General features: G+C 64.5%; 21 protein-coding genes, 1 other RNA gene and 1 riboswitch. Of the genes, 13 read left to right on the top strand and 9 right to left on the bottom strand.

What is annotated here, in order from left to right; translation table 11 throughout:
• From PBR20603_RS15215 to PBR20603_RS15225, 3 genes are all read left to right on the top strand, one after another.
• On the top strand, window positions 1-288 hold a 288-nt coding region (locus tag PBR20603_RS15215), incomplete at its 5' end, for an electron transfer flavoprotein subunit alpha/FixB family protein (protein WP_217425969.1).
• Window positions 289-467: 179 nt separating this feature from the next.
• Entirely contained in the window at window positions 468-2,249 is a 1,782-nt protein-coding gene (locus PBR20603_RS15220) for an acyl-CoA dehydrogenase (protein ID WP_150560363.1), read from the top strand.
• Window positions 2,250-2,664: 415 nt separating this feature from the next.
• Complete coding sequence (locus PBR20603_RS15225) at window positions 2,665-3,234, top strand: hypothetical protein (RefSeq protein WP_150560364.1); 570 nt, start codon at window positions 2,665-2,667, stop codon at window positions 3,232-3,234.
• Window positions 3,235-3,441: 207 nt separating this feature from the next.
• Here the strand turns inward: PBR20603_RS15225 and ssrS are convergent.
• The 3 genes from ssrS to PBR20603_RS15240 form a co-directional block, all read right to left on the bottom strand.
• Window positions 3,442-3,623: non-coding RNA, 6S RNA (gene ssrS / locus PBR20603_RS15230), on the bottom strand.
• 35 nt (window positions 3,624-3,658) lie between these two features.
• The gene (locus PBR20603_RS15235) at window positions 3,659-3,970 is read right to left on the bottom strand and encodes a cell division protein ZapA (RefSeq protein ID WP_150560365.1); all 312 of its coding nucleotides are present in this window, start codon (window positions 3,968-3,970) and stop codon (window positions 3,659-3,661) included.
• The gene (locus tag PBR20603_RS15240) at window positions 3,967-4,278 is read right to left on the bottom strand and encodes an ATPase (RefSeq protein WP_150560366.1); all 312 of its coding nucleotides are present in this window, start codon (window positions 4,276-4,278) and stop codon (window positions 3,967-3,969) included. The genes PBR20603_RS15235 and PBR20603_RS15240 overlap by 4 nt, the downstream gene beginning before the upstream one ends.
• A gap of 89 nt (window positions 4,279-4,367) precedes the next feature.
• Window positions 4,368-4,619: riboswitch (cobalamin riboswitch) on the top strand.
• A gap of 151 nt (window positions 4,620-4,770) precedes the next feature.
• Here PBR20603_RS15240 and PBR20603_RS15245 point away from each other — a divergent pair.
• The 7 genes from PBR20603_RS15245 to cobC all read left to right on the top strand — a co-directional run bounded on the left by PBR20603_RS15245 (window position 4,771) and on the right by cobC (window position 11,937).
• A complete protein-coding gene (locus tag PBR20603_RS15245; RefSeq protein WP_150560367.1) occupies window positions 4,771-6,771 on the top strand; it encodes a TonB-dependent receptor plug domain-containing protein in 2,001 nt (666 codons plus the stop codon).
• A 30-nt stretch (window positions 6,772-6,801) separates the two neighbouring features.
• Window positions 6,802-7,797 (top strand): FecCD family ABC transporter permease, encoded by a 996-nt coding sequence (locus PBR20603_RS15250; protein ID WP_150560368.1) that lies wholly within the window; start codon window positions 6,802-6,804, stop codon window positions 7,795-7,797.
• The gene (locus PBR20603_RS15255; RefSeq protein WP_150560369.1) at window positions 7,794-8,618 is read left to right on the top strand and encodes an ABC transporter ATP-binding protein; all 825 of its coding nucleotides are present in this window, start codon (window positions 7,794-7,796) and stop codon (window positions 8,616-8,618) included. The genes PBR20603_RS15250 and PBR20603_RS15255 overlap by 4 nt, the downstream gene beginning before the upstream one ends.
• A 92-nt stretch (window positions 8,619-8,710) precedes the next feature.
• The gene (gene cobO / locus PBR20603_RS15260; RefSeq protein WP_150560370.1) at window positions 8,711-9,367 is read left to right on the top strand and encodes a cob(I)yrinic acid a,c-diamide adenosyltransferase; all 657 of its coding nucleotides are present in this window, start codon (window positions 8,711-8,713) and stop codon (window positions 9,365-9,367) included.
• A gap of 31 nt (window positions 9,368-9,398) precedes the next feature.
• On the top strand, window positions 9,399-10,481 hold the full coding sequence (cobT, locus tag PBR20603_RS15265) for a nicotinate-nucleotide--dimethylbenzimidazole phosphoribosyltransferase (RefSeq protein WP_150560371.1): 1,083 nt from the start codon (window positions 9,399-9,401) through the stop codon (window positions 10,479-10,481).
• Entirely contained in the window at window positions 10,478-11,347 is an 870-nt protein-coding gene (locus PBR20603_RS15270) for an adenosylcobinamide-GDP ribazoletransferase (protein ID WP_150560372.1), read from the top strand. Before cobT ends, PBR20603_RS15270 begins: the two co-directional genes overlap by 4 nt.
• Window positions 11,338-11,937: an alpha-ribazole phosphatase family protein gene (cobC, locus tag PBR20603_RS15275; protein ID WP_150560373.1), complete on the top strand. Its 600-nt coding sequence runs from the start codon at window positions 11,338-11,340 to the stop codon at window positions 11,935-11,937. The genes PBR20603_RS15270 and cobC overlap by 10 nt, the downstream gene beginning before the upstream one ends.
• 55 nt (window positions 11,938-11,992) lie before the next feature.
• On the opposite strand, the gene PBR20603_RS15280 is transcribed toward cobC, so the two are convergent.
• Window positions 11,993-12,928: a cobalamin-binding protein gene (locus PBR20603_RS15280; RefSeq protein ID WP_150560374.1), complete on the bottom strand. Its 936-nt coding sequence runs from the start codon at window positions 12,926-12,928 to the stop codon at window positions 11,993-11,995.
• Between the two features lie 254 nt (window positions 12,929-13,182).
• Between PBR20603_RS15280 and PBR20603_RS24170 the strand changes: the two genes are divergently transcribed.
• A complete protein-coding gene (locus tag PBR20603_RS24170; RefSeq protein WP_174977934.1) occupies window positions 13,183-13,347 on the top strand; it encodes a hypothetical protein in 165 nt (54 codons plus the stop codon).
• A gap of 241 nt (window positions 13,348-13,588) precedes the next feature.
• Here PBR20603_RS24170 and PBR20603_RS15285 read toward each other — a convergent pair whose 3' ends face one another.
• The 4 genes from PBR20603_RS15285 to cobU all read right to left on the bottom strand — a co-directional run bounded on the left by PBR20603_RS15285 (window position 13,589) and on the right by cobU (window position 16,656).
• Window positions 13,589-13,813 (bottom strand): hypothetical protein, encoded by a 225-nt coding sequence (locus PBR20603_RS15285; protein WP_150560375.1) that lies wholly within the window; start codon window positions 13,811-13,813, stop codon window positions 13,589-13,591.
• Window positions 13,814-14,038: 225 nt separating this feature from the next.
• Window positions 14,039-15,091 (bottom strand): threonine-phosphate decarboxylase CobD, encoded by a 1,053-nt coding sequence (cobD, locus tag PBR20603_RS15290; protein ID WP_150560376.1) that lies wholly within the window; start codon window positions 15,089-15,091, stop codon window positions 14,039-14,041.
• 26 nt (window positions 15,092-15,117) lie between these two features.
• A complete protein-coding gene (gene cbiB / locus PBR20603_RS15295; protein WP_150560377.1) occupies window positions 15,118-16,098 on the bottom strand; it encodes an adenosylcobinamide-phosphate synthase CbiB in 981 nt (326 codons plus the stop codon).
• A 6-nt stretch (window positions 16,099-16,104) separates the two neighbouring features.
• On the bottom strand, window positions 16,105-16,656 hold the full coding sequence (cobU, locus tag PBR20603_RS15300; RefSeq protein WP_150560378.1) for a bifunctional adenosylcobinamide kinase/adenosylcobinamide-phosphate guanylyltransferase: 552 nt from the start codon (window positions 16,654-16,656) through the stop codon (window positions 16,105-16,107).
• A gap of 40 nt (window positions 16,657-16,696) precedes the next feature.
• Between cobU and PBR20603_RS15305 the strand changes: the two genes are divergently transcribed.
• Both PBR20603_RS15305 and PBR20603_RS15310 read left to right on the top strand, forming a co-directional pair.
• A complete protein-coding gene (locus tag PBR20603_RS15305; RefSeq protein ID WP_150560379.1) occupies window positions 16,697-18,205 on the top strand; it encodes a cobyric acid synthase in 1,509 nt (502 codons plus the stop codon).
• An 88-nt stretch (window positions 18,206-18,293) separates the two neighbouring features.
• The gene (locus tag PBR20603_RS15310) at window positions 18,294-18,917 is read left to right on the top strand and encodes a ParA family protein (protein ID WP_150560380.1); all 624 of its coding nucleotides are present in this window, start codon (window positions 18,294-18,296) and stop codon (window positions 18,915-18,917) included.
• A 79-nt stretch (window positions 18,918-18,996) separates the two neighbouring features.
• Here the strand turns inward: PBR20603_RS15310 and panD are convergent, their stop codons facing one another.
• Window positions 18,997-19,419 (bottom strand): aspartate 1-decarboxylase, encoded by a 423-nt coding sequence (panD, locus tag PBR20603_RS15315; RefSeq protein ID WP_150560381.1) that lies wholly within the window; start codon window positions 19,417-19,419, stop codon window positions 18,997-18,999.
• Window positions 19,420-19,536 lie beyond the last annotated feature (117 nt).

Here is a 19,536-nt window from a genome sequence, read left to right on the forward strand (position 1 = left end):
CCGCTGGCGGACAAGCTGGGTGCGGCGTTGGGCGCCTCGCGTGCCGCAGTCGACGCGGGCTACGTGCCGAACGACTACCAGGTCGGCCAGACGGGCAAGATCGTGGCGCCGCAGTTGTACATTGCGGTGGGTATCTCGGGGGCGATCCAACACCTGGCGGGGATGAAGGATTCGAAGGTGATCGTGGCGATCAACAAGGATCCGGAAGCGCCGATCTTCTCGGTGGCGGATTACGGCCTGGTGGGCGATCTGTTTACGGTGGTGCCGGAACTGACGGGTGCGCTGTAAGCGTGTTGTGAAGTGACGTTGCGGGCAGTGCGTCGGTGGAAGATGCGCTGCCCGCAGCCGATTCGCATGAGGAGACCGGCGGCGGTGCGGTGTCTTTATGCGAATCGGTCAAACAAAATAATAAGAACCCCGGCATTTGCCACCATCAGCAGGCAATCGGAATCCCTTGGAGGAACGACATGAGTTATCAGGCCCCGATCAAGGACATGCAGTTCGTGATGAACGAACTGGCGGACCTGGCGAGTATCGCGGCGCTGCCAGGCTATGAGGATGCCTCGCCCGAACTTGCGCAGGCCGTGCTCGAGGAAGCCGCACGTTTTAATCAGGAAGTGCTGGCGCCGCTGAACGTCATTGGCGATCAGCAGCCGAGCACGTGGAAGGACGGCGTTGTCACTACGACGCCGGGGTTCAAGGAAGCCTTCCGGCAGTTTTCAGACGCTGGCTGGCAGGGGGTGCTGCATCCGCAGGAGTTCGGCGGACAGGGCCTGCCCAAGCTCGTTGCCACGCCCTGCACGGAAATGCTCAACGCGGCGAACCTGTCGTTCGCCCTGTGTCCGTTGCTGACCGACGGAGCGGTGGAAGCGCTGCTCACCGCAGGCACCGATGCGCAACGTGCCCTCTACGTCCCGAAGCTGCTCTCGGGCGAGTGGACCGGCACGATGAACCTGACCGAGCCGCAAGCCGGTTCCGATCTGGCGCTGGTGCGAACGCGGGCGGACCGGGAAGCCGACGGCACTTACCGCATCTTCGGTACGAAGATTTTCATCACATTCGGTGAGCACGACATGGCCGGGAACATCGTGCATCTCGTGCTGGCGCGTACCCCCGATGCGCCGCCGGGCGTGAAGGGCATTTCGCTGTTCATCGTGCCGAAGTTCGACGTTGACGCGCAAGGCAACCTCGGCGCGCGCAACGATGTGCATTGCGTGTCCATTGAACACAAGCTCGGTATCAAGGCGAGCCCGACGGCGGTACTGCAATTCGGCGACAACGGCGGTGCGAAAGGCTACCTCATCGGCGAGGAGAATCGCGGCCTCGAATACATGTTCATCATGATGAACGCGGCGCGCTTTGCGGTCGGCATGCAAGGTGTGGCCATCGCCGATCGTGCCTATCAGCATGCGGTGGCTTACGCACGCGAGCGTCTGCAAAGCCGCCCGGTGGATGGCTCGTCGCGCGACGCCGTGTCGATCATCCACCACCCCGACGTCAAGCGCATGCTCATGACGATGCGCGCACTGACCGAAGGTGCGCGTGCGCTTGCGTACGTGGCGGCGGCGCAGGCCGATATCGGTCATCACGCCGCAGATGCGGCCGAGCGCAAACGCGCGCAGGCGGTCTACGAATTCCTCGTGCCGATCGTGAAGGGGTGGAGCACCGAAATGTCGCTGGAGGTGACGAGCCTCGGTGTGCAGGTGCATGGCGGTATGGGTTTTATCGAAGAGACGGGGGCGGCACAGTACTATCGCGACGCGCGCATTCTTCCTATCTACGAAGGCACGACTGCGATTCAGGCGAACGATCTGATCGGCCGCAAGACGCTGCGCGATGGCGGCGCCGTGGCGCGCGCGCTGTGCGAGCAGATCCTCTCGACGGAGAACCAACTGCGGGCATCGGGTGGTGTGGGGCAAGCGGTGGCGGAGCGCCTGGCGAAGGGACGCGAAGCGCTGTCGATCGTCGTCGACTACGTGGTCGCGAACACGCAGGACAACGCGAATGCCGTGTTTGCGGGCAGCGTGCCGTATCTGAAGCTCGCCGGCATCGTGCTGGGCGGCTGGCAGATGGGACGTGCATTGTTGGCGGCACAGAAATCGCGAGATCAGGACCCGTCGTTTTACGACGCCAAGATCGGAACCGCGCGCTTCTTTGCGGACCACATCCTCACGCAGGCGCCGGGCCTCGCACAGGCGATTACCGAGGGCGCAGACTCTGCGCTGTCGCTGAACGAAGCGCAGTTCTGATTGTCCGGCCGCGTGAGCGAGACGTAAAAAGGGCGGTCTGCGGACCCAATGCCGTTTAGCCAAGGGATTGTTTGCGAAGCGGTACGGTGTACTTCGGATGTCGGGCTTTGACGGCTCAGGGGCTTGTCCTCTGGGCCGTTTTTCCTTGAGCCGTCCGGCGGCGCACGGTCTGCGACAGAGACGCTTGAACGGACAAAAGACGGCATTCGACATCGCGGCGGGATTCGGCAACAATCCATTCTCTGCCTGAGATGGTAAATGCGCGCTCCCGTCGCGCGAAGAAATGCCAAAGTGCGAGCGGTGCGAGTGCCTTGGCCGTGAGAAGTCAGATCGCGTGGCCTGACGCTCGCTGCTCGGAAAGCACAAAGCACCGTACTCCTAAGCTAATCGTCAGGCCGTCCACGAGGATTGAACGATGTCGCTGTTCATTGGAAAACTCATATTGACCGTGCCCGTCGCGTACGCGTTGGTATACCCGTTACTGAATCCCGCAGCGGATGCGGGGGTGTTTCGGGAGCTAAACGCGATCGGCCCTACGGGCGGCGTGGTTGTCACGCTCGTATTCCTGGCGGCGGTCTTCCTCTACTGTCGCGATCTTCAGCGCTCGCTCACCCTTGTCAAACCTGAATCGCGTGCGGCGTCCCCGCGAAGCGTATGGCTTATGTTTGTGCTGCCTTACAACTTCATCGAGGATTTTTTTATTGTTGTGCATGTGGCCCAATCGCTGCGACGCGAGGCTCGGCGCAATGAAGCGCTGCGGCCGTTTCGAAGCTTCGGGTTGGTGTCGGGCCTTGGCTGGTGCACTGCGCAGATTGTGTCTCTGATACCGCATGAACTGGGTGCGGCCGCAGGATTGTTCGCGCTGCCGCTCTGGGGAGTTCACTGGCGGCTGATCAGGATGACGAATGCGGCACTTGCCAAAGCAGCATGTGACGCTCAGTCGCCCCTCGACGTCGCTACCCGCAGCCCGGGAAATTCAACTTAAGGCCGATTGACCGGATGTGCGGTGCAGTGCGCCGGAATCGACACACACCGCGAGCGTTAAGGCGTAAGCCGTCGTTGTCGGGTGCGGGCCTTGTCTTGCGGCGGCGAGCGCCAGTGGTGTGCGCATGCCGAGTCCAGGGCCAGATACCGTGCCGACGCGAATTGAGCGGACGAAAAAAAACGGCACTGCTTGCGCAGTGCCGTGCATTGGGTCCCCGCCACAGCCGCTAAGCCGGCATCCTGAACCGTGAGGCTCAAGGTGGTCGCGGTTAGTAGCGCTTTGGGTTCATCAGACAGAGTGACGCTCACGCCAGCACTACAAACTTCCGCAACCTGCAACAGATCATTGGTTCAAGGAATCTATGACTTTCGCGAACCAGGCAGGGAAAACTAACTTTTTGAATCGGACGGCAGCGAGTGAATTTTCAGTTCTGATACTGATCGATCACAGCGCTCAGTCGTTCGTTCATGCGGTTCATTCTACTCTGAATTTCTTCGGCGGGGAATGCTTGTCCAGCAGCAATACTTTTTTCCAGCGCTAGCAATTCGGATGCCAGGCTCAACGCTGCCATGACGGCAATCCGGTCGGTGCCACGCACACTGCTCTGGGCGCGAACCTTGCTCATTTCGGCATCGACGCGGGACACGGCGGACAGCAGGTCAGCCTCATGTTCCGGCGGGCAGGCAAGCCGGTAGGACTGTTCGAGAATGTTGACTTCGAGCTGCTTGATCGTCATGCGTTTTCTCCACCGGGGGTGCCGAGCAGATCCATTTGACCCTCAGCGGGGTTTTGCGTAGGGAGCTTTTCCAGGATGGCGTTCAGGCGAACTTGTGCCTCGTCGATCTTGGCGGCGAGCTGATCGCGCTGCAAACGCAGGGCGTCGCGCTCGGTGCGCAACTGCTCGATAGCGACGCGGGTTTCGTCGCATTCGGCGCGCGCGCGATCGAGTTCGGCGAGCAGCGCTTGATTGTGTTGATGAAAACGTTGGCTTATCAGAACCAACTGTTCAATTTTGTCGGTGAGATGATCGAGATCGGTGAGCATCGGGCTGCGTCCTCTTAATTGCCCTACATTCTAACGGAATCGGCGGCCAATGCCCGAAGAACGAGCATTGACGCTCGCTCCAATGGCCCCTACACTTGCGGCACTTCGGTGCTCGCGCACGCCCCTCCGGCATGCGCAGTTCAACGGGAAACAGGGAGCCGCGCCCCCACACGGGCTGGCCAACCTGTGCTGCCCCCGCAACGGTAAGTCATCCTTTCGGCCCGAAAGGTTTCCGAAAACGCGCTTCGCCTTTATCGCCACTGTGAGCTGTCCGCTCGCGGGAAGGCCGGTCAGGCGCGATGATGACCAGCCCGGATACCGGCCGGAGTGAGTGGGGAACCATGCCGCCCGGCACTGCCGTTGGTGGCCTGCTGTCGTTTTCATGTGTCGATGCTTTGCATCTGTGACGTGTCACCGGCGCTCCCCTTGCGCCGGCGGCCCGCGGGGGAACGGGTCTAGGCAATAAGAAAACTACGGAAGTCACACCAGACCATGCGCACCCACGTTCGCGCGATGGCGCCGCACGCGCCTGCTTTTGCACGCCTAGCCTCGGCACCTGCCGCTTTTGTTCCCACCCTGCATCGCGTCGCTTTCGCCGCTGCCATGCTGGCCGCCAGTGTCGGCGCCCATGCACAGTCGGCCCAGCCGGCCGATGCCACGCCCGCTGCTCCGGTGGCTCCCGCAGCCCCGGTTGTCGTTGCCGCCAACACCGTCGACAGCCCGACGGCCGCCCAGCTCAAGACGACCGTCGTGACGGCCTCGCGTACCGAGCAGAAGCTGGCCGACACGCTGGCTGCAACCTCGGTGATTACGCGTGAAGACATCGAGCAAAGCCAGGAGCAGGACCTGCCGACGCTGCTGCGCGGTCAGGCCGGCGTGGAAATCGTGCAGAACGGCGGCTTCGGCACGTCGGCCAGCATCTTCATGCGCGGTGCTGCGTCGAACGCCTCGCTAGTGCTCATCGATGGTGTGCCTGTCAATTCGGCCTCGCTGGGCACGACGAACATCTCGCAGATTCCTGTGTCGCAGATTGATCACATCGAGATCGTGCGCGGCAACGTCTCGGCGCTGTACGGTTCGCAAGCCGTGGGCGGCGTGATCCAGATCTTTACGCGCAAGGGCGATGGCGGCCCGCCGCGCGCGTACGCTGAAGTTGGCTATGGCACGAACAACACGACGCAGGCCAATGCCGGTATCGCCGGTTCGTTCGATGATGGCAAGACACGCTTCTCGCTGGACGTTTCCCGTTTCCATACCAACGGCATTTCGGCAATGGACCCGCGTTTCAATCGGAATGCGAACCCTAATCGTAATGGTGACGACAATACCAGCGTCACGGCGTCGGTCTCGCGAAAGCTCGGCGACACGTGGGAAGTGGGCGCCCGCATGTTCCAGAGCGACGGTAGCTATAGCTACGATAGCAACTTCGGCAAACCGACCGATCTGAACGACACCGATACCCGCGTGCGTCAGATTTCGGGTTATGCGAAGGGCAAGATCACCGACAAGTGGAGCACGCGCTTCACCGTCACGCAGGGCGACGATTACAGCTACAACTATCTGAACGGCAAGGGGAACGGCAACTTCCACACGTCGAGCAATCAGATCGACTGGGCCAACGAATACGCCTTCATGCCGGATCAGAAGCTGATTGCGGGCTACACGCGTCTGGAGCAGACGCTCGAGAGCAACACCAACTATGGCCGCAACAACCGCCATCTCGATTCGCCGTATCTGGGCTACGAAGGGACATTCGGCAAGCATCAGGTGCAGGCCAACGTGCGTCGCGACGTGTACTCCGACTTCGGTGGGGCGAACAGCTACTGGCTCGGCTACGGCTACAACCTGACGAATCAGTGGAAGTTCATGGCCAATGCGTCCGACGGCTTCCGCGCGCCGACCTTCAACGAACTGTTCTACCCGGGCTACGGCAATCCGAACCTGCAGCCGGAACGTTCGATCTCCAAGGAATTGGGCGTTCAGTTCAACGGCGGCGAACGTCTTGGCCTGGTCAAGTTGACGGGCTTCCAGACCAATTACACGAACCTGATTCAGTCGCTGACCGTGTTCCCGTACACTGCCGCGAACGTGGCCAAGGCGCGTGTCGAAGGTCTTGAGCTGACCTACACGGGCCGTCCGCTGTTCGGCGTGGATGTGCGCGCGTCGTTCACGCGTCAGAATCCGACGGATCTGGATGCCGACAAGCAACTTGCACGTCGTGCCAGGCAGTTCGGTTCGGTGGGGCTGTCCAAGCGGTTCGACAAGCTCACCGTTGGCGGCGATGTGTTTTACAGCGGCGAGCGTTACGATACAGGCGGCCAGCATCTCGGTGCCTACACGCTCCTGAACCTTCAGGCTCGCTACGATATCGACAAATCCTGGTACGTCTCGGCGCACCTGGACAACGTCTTCAACAAGAACTACCAGACGGTCTATGGCTACAACACCCTCGGGCGTGCGATTTACGTCTCGCTCGGCTGGAAGCAGTTCTAACGACGCGCCGGCGCGGCGTCACGCCGCATCATGACGCTGCGTCGCGCGCTCGCCATCTGGGCAGGACTGGCCGGCCTTGCGCTGGTCATTCTGCTGGCGTCTCTCATGTTGGGGAGCGTGCCGGTCTCGCCGCGCGAGATCGGTACGTTACTGCTTGGCCACGACGCGGGTCTTGCGGGCGACGTGGTCTGGCGTCTGCGCCTGCCGCGTGCGCTCGCGGCGTTCGCCTGCGGGGGCCTGCTCGCCGTCGCAGGCACGCTGATGCAGAGCCTGTTGCGCAATCCTCTCGCCGACCCGTATGTGCTGGGTATTTCCGGCGGCGCAGGTGTTGCAGCGCTTGCCTCGCTGGCGCTCATGCTGCCCTTCTTCTGGGTGCAGACGAGTGCTTTCTTCGGCGCCCTCGCCGCCATCGCCATCGTGATGGCGCTCTCGCACCGCAGTTTTTTACGTCCCGGCGATCAGGACAGCAGTACCAAACTGCTGCTCACCGGCGTGATGATGGCTGCGGGCTTTGGCGCACTCGTGACCCTCATTCTTACGCTCGCACCCGACGCCAGTCTGCGCGGCATGCTGTTTTGGCTCACGGGAGATCTGAACGGTGTCGACCGTGCCTCATTGCCGTTGATTGCGCTTGCCGCGACGCTGCTCATGGTGTGCCCGGTCGCGCACCGCCTGAACGTACTGTTGCGCGGTGACGCGGTGGCGCAAGCGGTTGGCGTGGCGGTCGGGCCGTTGCGCGCACGCATCTATCTGGCGGCGTCGCTGGCGACTGCGATTGCCGTGACTACCGCCGGCAGCATCGGCTTCGTCGGTCTCGTCGTGCCGCATATTCTGCGCCTGCGTTTCGGCAACGATCAGCGCATGTTGTTGCCCGCCGCGGCGCTCGCGGGCGGTGCGATGTTGATGCTGGCCGATCTTGTGGCACGTACCGTCATTGCGCCAACGCAACTCCCCGTTGGCGTGATTACCGCGATGATCGGTGTGCCGGTCTTCCTGTGGCTGCTTTCCCGGCGGGCCATCCGATGAGCACACCATTGCTCCAAACTCACGCTCTGACGCTGCATGCCGGCAAGCGCGTACTCGTCGACTGGCTCGATATTGCCGTCGCGCCGGGGCAATGCTGGTGTCTGGCCGGGCCGAACGGCGCAGGCAAGACGACCCTGCTCAGCACCCTCGCGGGGCTGCGTCCCATCGAAGACAAAGCGCAACGCGACTCGGCCATCAGCGCGAGCGGCCGTGTCGAGATTGGCGGCAAGCCGTTGGCGCAGTGGCGTCCCGCGCCGCTCGCCAAGGTGCGCGCGCTCATGCCGCAACAGACGCGCGACGCGTTTGGCGCCACGGCACTCGAAGTCGTGCTGGCAGGACGTCACCCGTATCTGGCGCAAGGCCGCTGGGGCGCCTGGGAATCTGATGACGATATCGCCGCCGCCGTGGCTGCACTCGCGCAAGTCGGCCTGGAGGACTTCGCAACGCGCGACGTCACCACGCTCTCGGGGGGCGAGCGTCAGCGTGTATCGCTGGCCGCCGTTCTGGCGCAGGCCACGCCGTTGCTGCTGCTCGACGAGCCGGTCTCGCATCTCGATCTGCATCATCAGATCGATGCCCTCGAACAGCTCGCGCGCCATGCCGAGCGTGACGGCGCTGCCGTCATTTTCTCGTGCCACGATCTGAATCTCGCACGGCGCTTCGCCACGCATGCGCTACTGCTCGACGGTCGCGGCGGCTGGCGCGCCGGCCCGGTGCGCGACGTGCTCTCGGCCGAGCATTGCAGCGACGCCTTCGGCTATCCGCTGCGCCTCATTCGCGATGGCGACGACGAGGCGCTCGTGCCGCGGCACCGTTCCTGAGCGCCGCGCATGACGCCACGATGCGCAGGCTTACACTCTCATTCGCGTGCGGCCATCGTGTGCCGTACGCCCGCTTTTCACAGGTGCTGTCCATGACGCAAGAAACCCCGCAAACCCCGCAAACCCCACCCGAAACCCAGGCCGACGACGACGGGCGCAACGAGCGTCACCGCTCGCGCATGGTGCGCAAGAAAGCGCTCATCGACGACAAGATCGCACAGGCGCAGCGTGACTGCGGCGTGATCGTCATCACCACAGGCAATGGCAAGGGAAAGTCGAGTTCCGGCTTCGGCATGGTAGTGCGCGCGATGGGGCACGGCATGAAGACGGGCGTCGTGCAATTCATCAAGGGCGCGATTCCGACCGGTGAGGAAAAATTCCTGCGACGCTTTCCTGAGGCGTGCGATTTTCATGTGATGGGAGAAGGCTATACGTGGGAGACACAGGACCGCTCGCGCGACATCGCCAAGGCGGAAGCGGCATGGGACGAGGCGCGCCGGATGTTGCGCGACCCGTCGTTCGGTCTCGTGCTGTTCGACGAACTGAATATCGCGCTCAAGCTCGGCTATCTCGACGTGAATACCGTGATCGCCGATTTGCAGGCACGGCCGGACATGCAGCACGTGGTGATCACGGGGCGCGGCGCCCCGCAGGCGCTCATCGATGCCGCCGACACCGTGACCGATATGACGCCCGTCAAGCATGCGTTTGCCCAGGGCATCCGCGCGCAGGCCGGCGTGGAAATGTAACCATCGCTTCATCGTTTCAGGACGTCTTCGTATGACCGCTTTCAGCCCGTTGCTCACCGAACTGTTCGATATCGCTGCCCCTTCGACGGCGATGGACGCGTCGCTCCGGCACGCTATCGACATCAAGACGAAGCCGCCCGGCAGCCTGGGTGCGCTAGAACGCGTGGCCCATCAGATCGGCCGGATTCAGGGCAGTGCGACACCCGATCTCGCGCGCCCGACCATGTTGGTGTTCGCCGGCGACCACGGCGTTGTGGCCGCTGGCGTGAGTCCTTATCCGCAGGCCGTGACGGCCCAGATGGTGCTCAACTTCCTGCGCGGCGGTGCGGCCATCAACGTGTTCTGCCGCACGCACGGCATCGAGCTTGAGGTGGTGAACGCGGGCGTGGCCGCGGATTTCCCGTCGCATGCGTCGCTCGTCGACATTCCGGTGGCGCGCGGCACGCAGAACTTCCTCGAAGCACCGGCCATGACGCGCGAGCAACTTGAAACAGCGCTGGCCGCCGGCGCCGCGCGTGTCGTTGCGCACGCGTCGCGGGGCACGCGCATGATCGGCTTCGGCGAGATGGGCATTGGCAATACGTCCGCAGCGGCGTGTCTGATGCAGCGTCTGAGCGGTTTGCCGCTCGCCGCCTGCGTTGGCCGCGGCACGGGCGTGGACGACGAGGGGCTGGCGCGCAAGACGGCAATTCTCGAACGGGCGCTCGCCGCGCATCCGGCGACCGGCGACAAGGCCGATCCGCTGGAAACGCTTGCCACCTTCGGCGGCTTCGAGATCGCCATGATGACGGGCGCGTATCTGGCTGCCGCCAAGCTGGGACTTGTGATCGTGGTGGATGGCTTCATCAGTACGTCGGCGCTGCTCGTGGCCGCACGTGTGTCGCCAGCCGTGCTTGATTACTGTGTCTTCGCGCACGCCTCGGACGAAACCGGCCATCGCGCAATGCTCGACATTCTCGGCGCCACACCGTTGCTGCAACTGGGCCTGCGTCTGGGCGAAGGCACGGGCGCAGCGCTGGCGATGCCGCTGATTCAGGCCGCAGCCGCATTTCTGCGCGAGATGGCGACGTTCGAAGGCGCTGGCGTGAGCGATCGCGAGGCGGCGGGACAATGACGGCCCCGTCTCGCGATCCCTCCCGTGGCGCGGCCGAGCCGTCGCGCGATCTGGTGACGCAAGATCCCCCGGGGCATGCGGGGGATGCTGCGGCGTCGTTTGAGGGCATCAAGGGACAGTTGCAGCTTTTCCTGAGCGCACTGGGGTTCTTCACGCGTATACCGATTCCGCAGTGGGTCGGCTACTCCCCCGAGCAATTGAACGCGGCCACGCGCTATTTTCCGCTCGTCGGCGTGGTCGTCGGCGCGCTCGTCGCCTTGCTGACGGTGGCGATGGGCCTGTTGTGGTCGCCTCGTCTTGCCATCGCGTTGGGGTTGGGGGTGAGCGTGCTGCTCACGGGCGCATTTCACGAGGACGGGCTGGCCGATTCGGTCGACGCGTTCGGCGGTGCGTTCACACGTGAGCGCGTGCTCGACATCATGCACGACTCGCGCATCGGCACCTACGGCGCAGTGGCCTTGTGGCTGGCGCTTGCGGTGAAATGGCAGGCGCTCGTCGACATTCAGGCGGCGGCGGGGTGGGGCGGGTTCGCTGTCGTGCTGATCGGCGCGCATGCGGCCAGCCGCAGCATGGCGATCAGTCTGCTGCGCACGCTCGATTACGTGCGCCCGGAAGGGAAGGCCAAACCTGTTGCCCAGCGCCTGAGCATAAGCGGATTGATGTTCGGCATTGCATGCAGCGTGCCGTGGTGGCTATGGCCGGACTGGCGGGCCGGGTTGACCGGCGCGATGGTGCTGATCGCCGTGCGCGCTGGCTTCATCCGCTATTTGCGCCGGCGTCTCGGAGGCTACACCGGCGACACGCTGGGCTTCGCCCAACAGATCGGCGAACTCGCGCTGTACCTTACGGTGTGCGCATGGATCTGATTCTGATGCGGCATCCGCCGCCGGAGGTCGCATCGGGCGTTTGTTACGGACGGACCGATTTGCCCGTCGATGTAACGCGCTTCGATGCGTCGGTCTGCGCGATGCAGACCCGGCTCGCGACGTTGCTCGATGGCCGTACGCCGGTGGCAATCCACAGCAGCCCCCTGCAACGCGCACGCCGCGCCGCCGAGGTGTTGGCAACGTCGTTGGGTCTGGGCGTGACGCAAGATGCGCGCCTTGCCGAGATGGACTTTGGCGCATGGGAAATGCAGCCTTGGGACGCGATCGAGCGGAACGATCTCGACGCCTGGGCACGCGATGTCGCCGGATTTTCTCCGCCTGGCGGCGAGTCGGCGCGCGACATCGTGCAACGCATGGACGGTTGGGCGAGAGACTTGCGCCGTACCGCGAGCGCGACGCACGACGTGCATGTGGCCGTGGCGCATGCCGGCCCGATTCGTCTGCACGCAGCGACTGCACTGCGTATGCCGACCACGGCATGTCTATCGTGGTCGCTCGACTTCGGTGGCATTTGCCACCTTCACCTCGCCGACGATGGCCATGCGCGCCTCATTCGCTGGAATGCGTAACGCGCCCGCGCCGGTCGTCACCCCCTGACTGATGCGCCGAGCCCTTGATGCCGCATCACTGCGAGGTCTGCGTGCGACGCGAGCGGGCAATGTCGAGGTCCTCGCACATCGTGCGTGCGCCATCGAGAATGCGCGGACCGGGCCGATTGATGAGGTCGCCGTCGATGCCGAACAGGTTGTTGCGGGCCACCGCGGGCAACTGGGGCCACTTGCGCCAACTGTCGAGCGTGGCAAGCGGCTTGTCGGACTTCGTCACCCCCTGCGTAGCAGTAAACATCGCTTCCGGCCGCTTGGCCAGCACCGCTTCGACAGACACGCGCGGCACGAGCGGCGCTTCATCGGCAAAGACATTCACGCCGCCGCATAGCCGGATCACATCGCTCACCATATGGGTGCCGTTCAGGGTCATGAGCGGCTGCATCCAGACCTGATAGAAGACGGAGACCGGCGGGCGCGACGCGTATTGCTTGCGCAACGCTTCGTAGCGTGCACGGAAGGCTTCGGCCGACGCCTTCGCTTTGAGCGGGGTTCCAGTGAGCGTGCCCAGCGTCTCGATGGCCGCGGGCAGGTCGGTCAAATGCTTCGGCTCGGAGTAGAACACCGGCAGTTTCAATTGACGCAGCGCTTCGACCTGCCGCTGCGAATTGCCATGCATCCACACGACGAGCAGGTCCGGTTTGAGCGAGAGAATGCGCTCGAGGTCGAGTGCGCTGTTGTCGCCCACGCGCGGCAGTTTGCGTGCCGCCTCGGGGTAATCGGAATAGGCCACGACGCCCACCACCTTGTCGCCTGCGCCTGCCGCAAACAGCAACTCGGTCGCGTGCGGCGCGAGGCTGACCACGCGCTGTGCCGGGGCAGGGAGCGTGACAGTGGCGCCGGAGTCATCCTTGACACTGACGCTCGCGTGGGCGCCGAGCGTTGCAAAACAGGCGGCCACCAGCGCTAGCAGGTGACGGTGGGAGTGGCGTATGGCCGAAAGGTTAAGCGACATCGAGGCGGGTGGCAGAGGTGTTAGCGGGCATAAATTGGCGATGGCGAAACGTAATAGCGCCGCTCCGCGCGGCCGGCGGACTCGACATTCTCGGCGTGTTGCGCTGGTGCGGCAAGGGCTAGATAGGCGGCCGCCACGAACCGATGTTACGCGATGGCTGTCGAACGAGGCGTGACGTCATGTGTCGGCAGGCGTCAGATCGTCGGCAGGCAATGTGTCCGGCCAGTCAGCGCGGGATTCGAGGAGTGGAAGTCGTGAAACGAAATATCGGATGGATGGGCGCGTTGGCGCTAGCCCTGGTGACCATGCTTGGCGCTTGTGCCGCCCCCGGCGGCAGCGCGGGGTCCAGCGCCAGCGGCGGGACAAGCAAGGTGGAAGCCTACGGCGTGATCGACGGCGGGGTGACGCTGGTGAAATAGCGGAGGGAGCTTTCGCCACTCTCGACGTCGGCAGGCCCAAAAAACGGGCCGAAAACGACCGCGCCCCCTGACTCCGCGGAGTTCAGGGGGCGCGGTCGCGAACGACGCGTTAGCGGGGCGTTAATGACACATTAACGCGTCGTCAGGGCGTTACTGGAGCGCCACTGCGATACCGGGGTGGGCAGGACACCGTACGATGGCGCGGCGCCCGCGACAGTGTCTGGCCAGCCGGTCTGCTGCGTTAGTTGGAGGCCGGCGCCGGGGCTGCGGCGCCTGCATCCGACGCCGGAGCGCTCATGGCCGCGCCAGCATCGCTGGCCGGAGCCATGCTCTCTGCCGGAGCCGCCGGCGCCGATGCCGACGTGTCGGCGGCCGGCGCGGCCGTTTGATCTTCCTTCTTCGAACAACCGACCGTCACGACAGCAGCGGTCAGAAGCGTAGCAAGCAACAGAGGCAGTTTTTTCATTTGGTCGTCCTTTTATATCTGGGGAAAGCCCTTGCGAAAGAACTTTCAGTCTAACGGCGCCATCTAGCGGTGACTGTGTGCATTTGTTGCAAAAATGCTTCAATTTGTAACGAAAAGGGGGCCAAGCGCACGGTTTTTAATACAACGTAAGCATCGTCCGTGTGTCCGGTCGGAAGCCCCACGGGGAAATTGGATGGCCGCGGTCTTCAGCAGTTCCCGAAAACGCTACCCGGGACGCAATTCGGCCAGTGCGGATTGCAGTTGCTGCCATGTATTCTCGGTCGACGGCAGACCCAGGCGCAGGCTCGGCAACGTCCGTGTTTCCCCGTTTGTCAGCGTCACGGGCCGGTCGTCGAAGCGGCGTGTCCAGATGCCCTTTGCCGCCAACTGTTCGTGCCATCGCGGGGCCAGCGCGTGCGGTGTCCATGCGAAGAGCGGCGTGCCCTTGGCGGGCCAGCCGTGCGAGCGCAACAACGCGAGGAGCCGTTCGCCGTCGTGCAACAAACGTTCGCGCGTTCTCGTCTGCCATGCGGTATCGCTCAGGGCGGTTCGGACAGCGAACCTTGCCGGCCCGCTCACCGTCCACGCGCCGAGTCCCTCGGCAAGACGCGCCGCCAACCCTTCCGGGCACAGCGCAAAGCCCGCGCGAATGCCCGCAAGCCCGAAGAACTTGCCCACGGAGCGCAATATGACCAGGCCATCCTCGCCGGCGTGACGTGTCATCGATGCTTGCGGGGAGACGTCGGCGAATGCCTCGTCGACGATCAGCATTCCGCCGCGCGCCGACAGCAAGCCTTGCCATTGCGACAGGGTCTCGCGGGAGACGCATCGCGTCGTGGGATTGTCCGGATTCACCCAAACGAGATAGTCGATATCGGGCAAACCGGCCTCGGGACCGAGCCACGGCACCAGCGTATGACCCGCCTTGGCAAAGGCGGGGGCGTACTCGCTGTAGGTGAGCGAGGCGATGGCTACGCGTCCCGGACGCAACAGCGCGGGCAGCGAGCGGATGACCGCCTGCGATCCTGCGCAGGGCACCACGGTGCGAACGGGCACGCCGTAGTAGTGCGCGGCGACCTCGCAAAGATCGTCGCAGGCATCGGGCAAGTCACGCCAGACGCTCGCTGGCGGCATCGGCACGGGATAGCCATTCGGATTGATGCCGGTGGATAGGTCGAGCCAGTCCTCGCGCGGGCGTTGATAGCGCTGGATGGCTTCGCCGAGATTGCCGCCATGGCGAGGTGCTTGGGAGGGGGACGAGATGAATGAGGATGACATGGGGGAAGCGGGGACTGCCACTGCGGTTACCACACGCCAACAGGCATGGCATCGGCATGCGACGCGGCGAACAGCGCCAACGCACCGCTGACCACCAGCCACATCCACATCGAGCGCGAGATGAGCCGCCACGCGGCCTTGATGTGCTGTGCCGAGGGTTGCGTGCCGCAGCCCAGCGCCGGACGCGTCTCCCACTCGCCGTGATAGCGTGCCGGCCCACCCAGTTGAACGCCAAGACTGCCCGCGCCGGCGGCCATCACCGGTCCGGCATTGGGGCTGGACCACGCGCCGGCCTGTGTGCGCCAGCAATCGATGGCACGAGCCACATCGCCGAAGATGGCGTAGCTCGCCGCCGTCAGCCGGGCAGGAATCCAATTGAGCACATCGTCGATGCGCGCGGCCGGCCGGCCAAAATACAGAAACTTGTCGGTGCGATAGCCCCACATGGCATCGAGCGTGTTCGCAAGCCGGAACAGCACGACACCCGGCGCCCCCGCGATAGCGAACCAGAAGAGCGCGCCGAAGATCGCATCATTGCCGTTCTCCAGTGTCGATTCCACCGCCGCACGTGCGAGATCGGACGCACTCGCGTCGTCGGTGTCGCGCGAAACGATGCGAGCAGTCAACGCACGCGCGCCTGTGAGGTCGCCGTCGCGCAACGCCTGGGCGATGGGCATCACGTGCTCGCGCAGGCTGCGGGCACCGAGCGCCGCGTACAAGGCGAGGGCCTGCCAGAGGATGCCGCCCCAGCCCGGCAGGAACGTCAGCGCCCAGGCGATGAGCACCGGCACCACCAGCATGATCATCCATGCCCACGTGCCGCGCGTCATGGCGCTGAACGGCTTGTCGCGCGTCTCGGCATCGTTGAGCCAGGCCTCGACGCCGTTCGCGACGTAGCCGAACCCGACCAGCGGATGCCATCGGCGAGGCTCGCCGAGCCAGGCGTCGAGCAGCACGCCGATCAGCGCGGCGAGCCAGAGCGATTCGGGAGCGAGTCCGGTGAGCATCGGCGATTATCCTTTGACGGCCATCGGCAGTCCGGCGACGACAAAGCGCACTTGCGGGGCCAGCGCAGCGACACGCTGGTTAAGACGTCCGAGTTCATCGACATAACGGCGCGTGAGCGAGCCCATGGGGATGACGCCGAGTCCAATCTCATTGCTGACGATGACGATCTTGCCGGGCAGCGACACCAGCGTTCGGGCCAACGATTCGACGACGTCATGCCATTGCGCCTCATTGGCGGGGCCCTCGGGATGATCGTCGGGCGGACACAGCCAGCCGGCCAGCCACAAGGGCAGGCAGTCGACCAGCACGCAATGACCGTCGCGGGCCGCTTCGTGCAATGCGCCGGCAAGGTCGCGCCCGACCTCCACGGTTTGCCAGTGCGCGGGACGGCTGGCGCGATGATGGGCAATGCGAGCACGCATCTCGGGCTCGTCGCTGACGGCGGCGGTGGCAACGTAGGTGACTGGCAGGCCGCTTTGTCCGGCGAGGCGTTCGGCGAACGCACTCTTGCCGGAGCGCGCGCCACCCAGCACGAAAGTCAGGTCGAGGGCACTCATGGGCGATATTGTACGAGCGCCCGATGCGATAATTCGCGCCATGAGTGAAATCCCTGTCAATTTCGGCGCGCCCCCACGCGCTTACCGGGGCACCCTGATGATTCAGGGGACGTCCTCCGACGCGGGCAAGAGCACGGTGGTCGCCGGCTTGTGCCGCCTGCTGTATCGCGAGGGCGCACGCGTGGCGCCATTCAAACCGCAGAACATGGCGCTCAACAGTGCCGTGACGGCCGACGGCGGCGAGATCGGACGCGCGCAGGCCCTGCAGGCGCAGGCGGCTGGCGTCGCCCCGCACACTGACTTCAATCCCGTGCTGCTCAAGCCGAGCAGCGACCGGGGAGCGCAGGTCATCATCGGCGGCAAGGTCGTGGCCGATCTCGATGCGCGCGCCTATCACGAGTACAAGCCGCGCGCGATGGCGGCCGTACTGGCCGCCTACGAGCGTTTGCGCAGCGGCTACGACGCGGTGCTTGTCGAAGGCGCCGGCAGCCCGGCCGAGGTGAATCTGCGCTCGCGCGATATCGCGAACATGGGTTTTGCCGAGGCGGTCGACGCCCCGGTGCTGCTCGTCGCCGACATCGACCGGGGGGGCGTGTTCGCGCAATTGCTCGGCACGCTCGCGTGTCTGTCGGACAGCGAGCGCGAACGCATCAAGGGGTTCATCATCAACCGGTTTCGCGGCGATCCGTCGCTGCTGACCAGCGGGCTCGAGTGGATTGCGGCGCGCACGGGCGTTCCGGTGCTGGGCGTGCTGCCGTACCTTCACGGCCTGCATCTAGACGGCGAAGACATGCTGCCCGGCGAGCGCCACAAGGCGGCCAGCGGCGAGACGCGATTGCGCGTCGCGGTGCCCGCCTTACCACGCATCAGCAATCACACCGATTTCGACGCGTTGCGGGCGCATCCGCAAGTCGACTTCCGCTATGTGGGCGCAGGCGAATCGTGGCCCGCGAGCGACCTCGTGATTTTGCCTGGCAGCAAGCACGTGCGCGCCGATCTGGCGTGGCTTCGCGCGCAGGGCTGGGCGCCGGCGATAGCACGGCATCTGCGCTACGGCGGCAAGGTGCTCGGTATCTGCGGTGGCTTGCAGATGCTCGGGACGGCGATTCACGATCCGCTGGGGCTCGAGGGCGACGCGGGGACAACTGGCGGCCTCGGCTGGCTGGATATCGAGACCACCATGCAGACGCAAAAGCAGCTCCGCGTCGTGACGGGACGTCTGAGCGCGGGCGATGCCCCCGTGAACGGCTACGAGATCCACATGGGCGTCACGCACGGGGCGGCGCTCGAACGTCCGGCCGTCTGGCTGCAGGACGGCGGCACTGAACGTGCCGATGGCGCCCGCTCGGCCGACGATCAGGTGATGGGGACGTATCTGCATGGCTTGTTCGACACGCCGCAGGCCCTGCAGGCGCTGCTGACGTGGGCCGGTGCCCACGATCTCGAGGCGCAGGACTACAACGCACTGCGCGAGGCGTCGCTCGACCGGCTCGCGGATTCGTTCGCCGCCCATCTCGATCTCCCGCGCGTCTGGGCATGCCTGCGCTAGCGCAGAGACGGCTGGATGGCGGCCGGGACATCGGGCCGCCATCCAGCCGTTGTAAGATGAGCGGCAAATCGACCTCGAGGAGTCTGCAATGCCGGTGATCGTGGTGGCGAATCCAAAGGGTGGCGTGGGCAAGAGCACGCTGGCAACGAATCTGGCGGGGTATCTGGCTGCACAGGGCCATGCCGTGATGCTTGGCGACACCGACCGGCAGCAGTCGTCGCGGGCCTGGCTGGGCTTGCGCCCGCCCGCGTTGCGTCCGATAGGCACCTGGGAAGTCGATCACAACGACGTCGCCCGTCCCCCCAAGGGCACCACTCACGCGGTGCTCGACACACCAGCCGGCCTTCACGGCAAGCGGCTCGATTCGATCCTCAAACTCGCCGATCACGTGCTGGTGCCGTTGCAGCCGTCGATTTTCGATATTCTCGCCACGCGTGATTTCCTGCAGAAGCTGGGCGAGGAGAAGGCGGTGCGTCAGGGGGATGTGCGTATCGGCGTGGTCGGCATGCGGGTCGATGCCCGCACCCGCGCAGCGGATCAGCTCTCGCGCTATTGCGAGGAGGCCGGCCTGCCGGTGCTGGGTATGCTGCGCAACACGCAGAACTACGTGCAACTCGCCGCGCACGGCCTCACGCTGTGGGACGTGGCGCCGGGGCGTGTCGAACGCGATCTGCCCCAGTGGGAGGGCATCACGGCGTTCGTGGCGAAGTGAGGGCCGGCGCCGGCAGCCGGCAAGCCAACGAAAAAGGGGCCCTCGGGCCCCTTTTGTCGTTAGCGTCGAAGCGCTGGCTTTACTTGGCGGCTTGAGCGGCCTCGAAGGCGCGGGTCTCTTCCCACGCTTGCAGCGGCACGTGATCGCGTTCGCCCTTTTGCACGTTCTTGTCGTCGACGAACACCAGCTTCGGCTTGAAGCCGGCCAGCACTTCCTTTTCCTCGACCTGTGCGTACGACACGATGATGACGATGTCGCCCAACTGCGCGCGGCGTGCCGCGGCGCCATTGAGCGAGATCATGCCGCTTCCGCGCTCGCCGCGAATGGCATAGGTCGTGAAGCGTTCGCCGTTGTTGACGTTGAAGATGTCGATTTGCTCATTTTCGACAAGGCCCGAGGCTTCGAGCAGGTTTTCGTCGATCGCGCACGAGCCTTCGTAATGCAATTCGCAATGCGTCACGGTGGCGCGGTGGATCTTCGACTTGAGCATGGTGCGGTACATGGCTTGCCTCTAGTGTTGCGGTGTCGCGCAAGCGGCGCGACGAAAGATGCGCGTGCAACCGGCACGCGCGGCTTGCGTCGGGAGCACGCGACACCGGTCATGCGACCGTGTGCGGCG

Origin of the sequence: Pandoraea bronchicola, assembly GCF_902459805.1 — a bacterium.
GTDB classification, from domain to species: domain Bacteria; phylum Pseudomonadota; class Gammaproteobacteria; order Burkholderiales; family Burkholderiaceae; genus Pandoraea; species Pandoraea bronchicola.